This is a genomic window from Sphingomonas sp. Leaf257, from assembly GCF_001422185.1.
Classification (GTDB): Bacteria; Pseudomonadota; Alphaproteobacteria; order Sphingomonadales; family Sphingomonadaceae; genus Sphingomonas; species Sphingomonas yabuuchiae.
Window position 1 is genome coordinate 57,923 of sequence record NZ_LMMH01000008.1, and the last position, 6,629, is coordinate 64,551.

At 65.2% G+C, this 6,629-nt stretch carries 7 protein-coding genes, 1 tRNA gene and 1 riboswitch; of the genes, 6 read left to right on the forward strand and 2 right to left on the reverse strand.

The window, feature by feature from the left end; translation table 11 throughout:
- Positions 1–6: 6 nt before the first annotated feature.
- Positions 7–1,062 carry a HoxN/HupN/NixA family nickel/cobalt transporter gene (locus tag ASF14_RS06925; RefSeq protein WP_056433408.1) on the reverse strand — a complete coding sequence of 352 codons (1,056 nt, stop codon included), beginning with the start codon at positions 1,060–1,062 and terminating at the stop codon, positions 7–9.
- A 172-nt stretch (positions 1,063–1,234) separates the two neighbouring features.
- A riboswitch (cobalamin riboswitch) is annotated at positions 1,235–1,436 on the reverse strand.
- A gap of 100 nt (positions 1,437–1,536) precedes the next feature.
- Between ASF14_RS06925 and ASF14_RS06930 the strand changes: the two genes are divergently transcribed.
- Positions 1,537–2,112: a septal ring lytic transglycosylase RlpA family protein gene (locus tag ASF14_RS06930; RefSeq protein ID WP_236696967.1), complete on the forward strand. Its 576-nt coding sequence runs from the start codon at positions 1,537–1,539 to the stop codon at positions 2,110–2,112.
- Between the two features lie 87 nt (positions 2,113–2,199).
- Positions 2,200–2,448, forward strand: coding sequence for a hypothetical protein (locus ASF14_RS06935; RefSeq protein ID WP_056433411.1), 249 nt, complete (start codon positions 2,200–2,202; stop codon positions 2,446–2,448).
- Between the two features lie 484 nt (positions 2,449–2,932).
- On the opposite strand, the gene ASF14_RS06945 is transcribed toward ASF14_RS06935, so the two are convergent.
- A tRNA-Pro gene (locus ASF14_RS06945) sits at positions 2,933–3,009 on the reverse strand.
- 192 nt (positions 3,010–3,201) lie between these two features.
- Between ASF14_RS06945 and yajC the strand changes: the two genes are divergently transcribed.
- Genes yajC through ASF14_RS06965 form a run of 4 tightly spaced genes read left to right on the forward strand, consistent with a single transcriptional unit; the run spans position 3,202 to position 6,552 of the window.
- Positions 3,202–3,552, forward strand: a complete 351-nt coding sequence (gene yajC, locus ASF14_RS06950) for a preprotein translocase subunit YajC (protein WP_056433418.1) — start codon at positions 3,202–3,204, stop codon at positions 3,550–3,552.
- 4 nt (positions 3,553–3,556) lie between these two features.
- Complete coding sequence (gene secD / locus ASF14_RS06955) at positions 3,557–5,161, forward strand: protein translocase subunit SecD (RefSeq protein ID WP_056433421.1); 1,605 nt, start codon at positions 3,557–3,559, stop codon at positions 5,159–5,161.
- Between the two features lie 16 nt (positions 5,162–5,177).
- Positions 5,178–6,158, forward strand: coding sequence for a protein translocase subunit SecF (secF, locus tag ASF14_RS06960; RefSeq protein ID WP_056433424.1), 981 nt, complete (start codon positions 5,178–5,180; stop codon positions 6,156–6,158).
- Positions 6,159–6,168: 10 nt separating this feature from the next.
- The gene (locus ASF14_RS06965) at positions 6,169–6,552 is read left to right on the forward strand and encodes an Mth938-like domain-containing protein (protein ID WP_056433427.1); all 384 of its coding nucleotides are present in this window, start codon (positions 6,169–6,171) and stop codon (positions 6,550–6,552) included.
- The last annotated feature ends 77 nt before the right edge of the window (positions 6,553–6,629 follow it).

The window sequence follows — 6,629 nt, forward strand, 5'->3', positions numbered from 1 at the left end:
CGGCATTTATCCCGCCGCGCCGGGCTTGGCAATTCGCGCCTCCATCGCCGCGAACCCGCGCCAGCGATAGAGGAGGAAGCTCGCGCCCCAGCAGATCACGAACAGCCCGACGATGGCGAAACCCAGCACGTTGAAATGCTCGGCGAGCGCGCCCGCATAGCGGAACGGCCCCGCCGTCCAGCCGAACCGCTCGGCGAGCAAGGCGGTCGCCTGGATGCCGCCGATCACCAGCGCGACCAGCGCCGAAACCAGAGTGATCGTCATGTTGTAGTAGAGCTTGCGCAGCGGATGGACGAACGCCCACTCATAGGCACCCAGCATCACCAGCCCATCCGCCGTGTCGATCAACGCCATGCCGACCGCGAACAGCACCGGGAACACCAGGATCGTCGCCAGCGACACCCCGTCCGCCGCGTGCGAACCCGACAGGCCGAGGATCGCCACCTCGGTCGCGGTGTCGAAGCCCAGCCCGAACAGGAACCCCAAAGGCGCCATGTGCCAGCTGCGCCGGATCAGCCGGAACAGCGGCCGGAACAGACGCGACAAAGGTCCCTGCCCCGAAAACATCATGTCGGCATCGGCCTCCGCCATCGGCTCGCCCCGCGCGACACGGCGGAAGCGGGTCCAGACATCGCGCAGGATGATCAGGTTCATGATCGCGATGGCGAACAGGAAACTCGCCGAGACGATGGTGGCGATGGTCCCGCCGCTCTGGCCGAACGCCTCGAAGTCGGACAGGGTACTGGCGGCCAGCGCCACGGTGGTCGCCGCGATCAGGACGATGGCGGAATGGCCGAGCGCGAACCACAGGCCGACCGCGATCGGCCGCTGGCCGTCCTGCATCAATTTACGCGTGACATTGTCGATGGCGGCGATGTGATCGGCATCGACCGCGTGGCGCAGCCCCAGGCTATAGGCGAGCAAAGCCGTGCCCAGCATCAGGCTGTTGCCCGCAAAGACGCTCAGCGCCCAGCCCCAGACGGCGATATTCACGACGATCAGCGCGCCCATCAGCAGGGTGACGCGGCGCTTCAACGATGGTCGGGCGGAAACTTCGGACATGGGCGGATCATGCCTTAACGGCGCCGTTGCGACTCAGGCCGACCTTCCGCTGTCGCGGTCGTCCCCCACCTTCGACGGGCGCACGGCGGGTCGGGTTCCGATTCAGGTTCGCCCTATGGCGTCGCTCGCATGATACAATATATCCTGGCCATGACCATCCCCTGGATCGCGGCAAGAGCGACTCGCATCGGCAGGTCTCCTGGCTCGCGGGTCGAAGCGTCGGCAATGCGGCCTTCCCGGATGGCTCCAGTGGCTGTTCCCTGTTGCAGGAACCGGCATCACGCGCTCACCGCTTACAGTTGCAGGGACAGCTATGGATTTGCACCATATTCCCGTTTGAAGCCCCGAGGGGCACCGATGCGATAGTCCGGCGGCGTGGCTGAAAGCCGCTGCCGGTCAGCACGGGGATAGTCTGCGCCGAACGGACACGCAAACGGCTTTATCCCGCCGCGCCGTAGGCCTAATCGACAGGCCATGGTGGTTTGGAAAGCGATGCGCCGATGGACACCGGCAGCGGCCTGCCTGGTCGCGGCCTGTTCGGGTGGCAATTACCGGCCGGTCAGCGATTTCCCGGTGCGGATCGGCAAGCCCTATACGGTGCGGGGCATCACCTATGTGCCCGCCGAGGACACGACCTATGACATGCTCGGCTATGCCAGCTGGTATGGCGGAGAATCGGGCAAGCGCACCGCCAACGGCGAACGTTTCCGTCCCGGCTGGGCGACGGCGGCGCACACCACCCTGCCCCTGCCCAGCTATGTCGAAGTGACGGCGCTGGATACCGGGCGGCGGATCATCGTGCGGGTCAACGATCGCGGGCCGTTCGCGGGATCGTCGCGGATCATCGACCTGTCGCGCGGCGCCGCCGAACAACTCGGCCTGCGCGCGGTCGGCAAGGCGGCGGTGCGGGTGCGCCGGGTCGAGCCGGACGAAAAGGACCGCGAACGCCTGCGCCACGGCAAGGCGGCGCGGCCTTTGCCTCCGGTTTCGGATGCGGTACGAGCGAATTTGCTGTCGCAAATCGCGGCGGCGGGGATTGTAGTTCGGTAGAGGCTGCGGCTTTCGCCCATAGCGGACACAGCGAACGAGCGCTGTTATACTCCACACATGACCGATCGAACCGCGCTAGAAGCCCTAATGCACGAAGTCTGTGTGGAGAAGGGCTGGTGCGGCTCGGTAGTTGATGGCCAGCCTCTGCATGTCACCGACTTACTGCCCGAGAGCGGAGAAGTCACAGCCGATCAATTTGCTGGCTGGCTCTTCGCAGCCGATGGAATCGATCCCAACGATGATCGAGCAAAGTGGCAAAGCCATCTGGACGATCTACGCGGGGCGTTCGTGCGTCACATGGGGAGCGAAGCCACTGACGTTGAGCGGCTAAAGTGAAAAGGCATCTAACGCCCTGGCGCGGAAATTGGCAGCCACGATCCCATCACGAGCCGTCGCCGACCGTCCCTTCGATCACACCCTTAGAAGTCCGGGTTAGACGGCAGTGGCCAGCATGGATCGCCATCCCATCGTGACCCGTGTCCAAGCTGGCTTCTGCTCGCTGATACTCGCTGACAGAGATGCCGCACTTACTGGCGATCTCTTCATCAATGGTCTGATTGTTCAAACACGCGCTTAACGGGAGCATGAGGCCGACGACGAGCGGGATTGATCTTCTCATGCATGGCCCTGTGCAACACGGCAGCCGGCATGTACAACGTCCGCCTCCCACCTAATAGCCGCCATTTAGCTTGGATCGCTTTGGTCCGCCGTGAAGCCAAACCTCCCGCGCTTCACTCCACGGTGAAAGCAGAAAACGCCAGAAACGAAAAAAGCGGGCTTTCGCCCGCTTCGTCGTCGTCCACCGATGTCAGTAGAAGATTGGTCGGGGCGACAGGATTCGAACCTGCGACCCCCACACCCCCAGTGTGATGCGCTACCAGGCTGCGCTACGCCCCGACCGAGCGGCGGCCTCTAGGCGGGTTTTCTTCGCGATGCAAGCCTTGATGTTGCGATACTGCCGACACCACATCCGCCTCTCCATTGCGCCTGTCCGCCTGCGATGGTAGCGGGCAGGCTATCCGACATGGGGGCTTGTCGATCGTCAACGGTCGGCCGGTACCCGTGCCCATTCAGCATAGACGGGTCCGAATGTTCATTCCCATCACCGCCCCAGTCGCCGCGATGGCAGCCGCATCCGGCGCCGCCGCATCGAGCGGAGCCGCCTCGTTCCTCAGCCTCGCGCCGCTGCTCCTCGTCTTCGTCGTCTTCTATTTCCTGATGATCCGCCCGCAGCAGCGCCGGATGAAGACGCTGCAGGCGTCGATCGAGGCGGTCAAGAAGGGCGATCAGGTCACCACGGCGGGCGGCATCGTCGGCAAGGTGACGCGCGTCGAGGATCAGCTGGTCGAGGTCGAGATCGCGCCCAACGTCCGCGTCCGCGTGGTCAAGGCGACGCTGACCGACGTGATCGACCCCACCGCCAAGCCCGCGAACGACTGATCCGATGCTGGATTTCCCCCGCTGGAAGGTCGCTTCCATCGTCGCGTTGCTGGCCGCTTTGTGCCTGCTGGCGATCCCGAGCTTTCTGCCTGAGAGCGTCACGAACAGCTGGGGGGCGATCCCGCATCCCCGCGTGAACAAGGGCCTCGATCTGGCGGGCGGCAGCTATCTGCTGCTGGAGGCGGACACCGGCGATCTGGCCAATACCCGGCTGGAGACGATGCGCGACCAGGTCGCGGCCGAGATGCGGCGCGGCAATCCGCGTATCGATATCGGTGACATCTCGGTGCGCGGCGGACAGCTCAGCTTCATGCTGCGCGATCCGGCCCAGGTCGACGCGGCGCGCGAGCGGCTGCTGTCGATCACCGGCGGCGGGGCGGGCATGACCGGCCAGCGCGAATGGGATATCCAGGTCGTCGACACCTCGCGCTTCGTCCTGAAGCCGACCCAGGCGGGCCTGACCCAGGCGGTCGATACCGCCATGAAGACCGCGACCGAGGTCGTGCGGCGCCGTATCGACGCGCTGGGCACCAAGGAACCGACGATCCTGCAACAGGGCAGCAACCGCATCGTGGTGCAGGTGCCCGGCCTGCAGGATCCGCAGCAGCTCAAGGACCTGATCGGCAAGACCGCCAAGCTGGAATTCAAGCTGGTCGACACCACGGCCAACCCGGTCGAGGTGGCCAAGGGCAATGCGCCCGCAGGCAGCCAGGTCCTGCCCTATCCGGGCAATCCGCTGGGTGCGCCGGTGATCGCGGTCAAGCGGCCGGTCATCATCTCGGGCGACCAGCTGATCGACGCGCAGCAGGCCTTCGACCAGCAGACCAACGCGCCGCAGGTGGCGATCACCTTCGACGCACAGGGCGGCCGCAAGTTCGCGCGGATCACCCAGGAGAACACCGGCAAGCCCTTCGCCATCATCCTCGACGGTCAGGTGCTGTCGGCCCCCAACATCAACGAACCGATCCTGGGTGGTCGTGCCCAGATCATGGGCAACTTCACGGTCGAAAGCGCCAACCAGCTGGCGATCTCGCTGCGCTCGGGCAAGCTGCCGATCGACCTGAAGGTCGTCGAGGAACGCACCGTCGGTCCCGACCTGGGCGCCGATTCGATTCGCGCCGGTATCCTCGCGTCGGCGATCGCGGCGGTCGCGGTCATCATCTTCATGACCGTCACCTATGGCCGGTTCGGCATCTATGCGAACATCGCCGTCGTCATCAACGTGCTGGTCATCCTGGCCGTCATGGCGATGCTGAACGCGACGCTGACCCTGCCGGGTATCGCGGGCTTCATCCTGACCATCGGCACCGCCGTCGACGCCAACGTGCTGATCAACGAGCGAATCCGCGAGGAACGACGGCGCGGACGCAACGTCGTCCAGTCGGTCGAGCTGGGTTACAAGGAAGCCAGCCGCACGATCTTCGAGGCGAACGTGACCCACGCGATCTCGGGCGTCATCATGCTCGTGCTCGGCTCGGGCCCGGTGAAGGGCTTCGCGGTCGTGCTGCTGATCGGCATCGTGACCAGCGTGTTTACCGCCGTTACCTTCACGCGGATGCTCGTGGCGCTCTGGTTGCGCCGCGAAAAGCCCAAGACCATCACCATTTGAGGCAGGAGAACAGATCATGCGCCTCCTGAAACTCGTCCCCGACAACACGAACATCGACTTTGTCCGCCTGCGCGGCTGGGCGTTCGGGCTGACGCTCGCGCTCACCCTGCTGGCGGTCGGCGTGACGTTCGCCAAGGGCCTCAATCTGGGCGTCGACTTTGTCGGCGGTCTGATGATCGAGGAGAAATTCCCCTCCCCGCCTTCGGCCGACCGGGTCCGCTCGGTGGTCGATGGCCTCGGTGTGGGCGAAGCCAATATCCAGGCGGTCGGCGACGGCCGCACCATCAGCATCCGCCTGCCGGTCCCGAAGTCCAATGACGAAGGCGCGACCAACGCCGTCGTCCGCAAGGTAGAAGCCGCGCTGGGCCAGCAATTCCCCGGCGCGACCTTCAGCCGTTACGACACAGTGTCGGGCAAGGTGTCGGGCGAGTTGATCAAGCACGGCGTGCTGGCGGTCGTCCTGGCGATCCTGGGCATCGGTCTGTTCGCCATCTTCCGCTTCGAATGGCAGTTCGGCGTGTCGACCATCGTCGCCATCGTCCACGACCTTCTTGTCACGCTGGGCTTCTTCGCGATCACCCAGTTCGAGCTGGACCTGACCATCATCGCGGCGTTCCTGACCATCATCGGCTATTCGATCAACGACAAGATCGTCATCGACGACCGCATCCGCGAGAATATGCGCCGCTATCGCAAGATGGACATGCGCGAGATCATCAACCTGTCGGTGAACGAGACGCTGCCGCGCACGGTCATGACCTCGGTCACGATCCTGCTGGCGTTGGTCGCGCTGCTGCTGCTGGGCGGCCATGTGCTGCGCGGCTTCACCGCGGCGATGATCCTGGGCATCGTGGTCGGCACCTATTCGTCGATCTACGTCTCGTCCTCGCTGCTGATCACGCTCGGCCTGCGCGCCGAGCCGAACCGTGAGAAGCCGGGCACCACCGACAAGCGCAAGGTGACCGACGCCGAGCGCATCACTCCGCGCGAGAGCTGAGCGAGCGGGAATGAGCGATTCGATCCGCATCACGCGCGATCCGACCGCGCCCGGCCCGATCGTCCGTGGCTTTGCCGCCACGGGCTTTCGGGTGGGTGAGATCGCCTATCCCGCGTTGCTCCTCTCGCCGGACTGGCACGAACCCTGGAGCCCGCCGCCCTTCGAGGCGCTGACGCCGGAAGCGGTCGCCGCGCTGGTCGATGAGGCACCGGAGTTCCTGTTGCTCGGCACCGGTGCGAATCTGCGCCGGGCGCCCGCCGCGTTCGTCGCCGCGCTGGAAGCGCGTGGGGTCGGCGTCGAGATCATGGACAGCCGCGCCGCTGCCCGTGCCTGGGGCGTGTTGCGCAGCGAAGGCCGCAAAATCTGCGCGGCCCTCTACCCGCTCGACGCCTGATCCGCGTCCATTCCTCCCCTGCAAGGGGAGGTGGCAGCGCGAAGCGCTGACCGCATCATCGACACCTATATCGCGCG

What these genes read in the sequence shown, in the direction of transcription:
- ASF14_RS06925 (WP_056433408.1), bottom strand. Translation starts at nt 1,062, where the DNA reads ATGTCCGAAGTTTCCGCCCGACCATCGTTGAAGCGCCGCGTCACCCTG.
- ASF14_RS06930 (WP_236696967.1), top strand. Translation starts at nt 1,537, where the DNA reads ATGGTGGTTTGGAAAGCGATGCGCCGATGGACACCGGCAGCGGCCTGC.
- ASF14_RS06935 (WP_056433411.1), top strand. Translation starts at nt 2,200, where the DNA reads ATGCACGAAGTCTGTGTGGAGAAGGGCTGGTGCGGCTCGGTAGTTGAT.
- yajC (WP_056433418.1), top strand. Translation starts at nt 3,202, where the DNA reads ATGTTCATTCCCATCACCGCCCCAGTCGCCGCGATGGCAGCCGCATCC.
- secD (WP_056433421.1), top strand. Translation starts at nt 3,557, where the DNA reads ATGCTGGATTTCCCCCGCTGGAAGGTCGCTTCCATCGTCGCGTTGCTG.
- secF (WP_056433424.1), top strand. Translation starts at nt 5,178, where the DNA reads ATGCGCCTCCTGAAACTCGTCCCCGACAACACGAACATCGACTTTGTC.
- ASF14_RS06965 (WP_056433427.1), top strand. Translation starts at nt 6,169, where the DNA reads ATGAGCGATTCGATCCGCATCACGCGCGATCCGACCGCGCCCGGCCCG.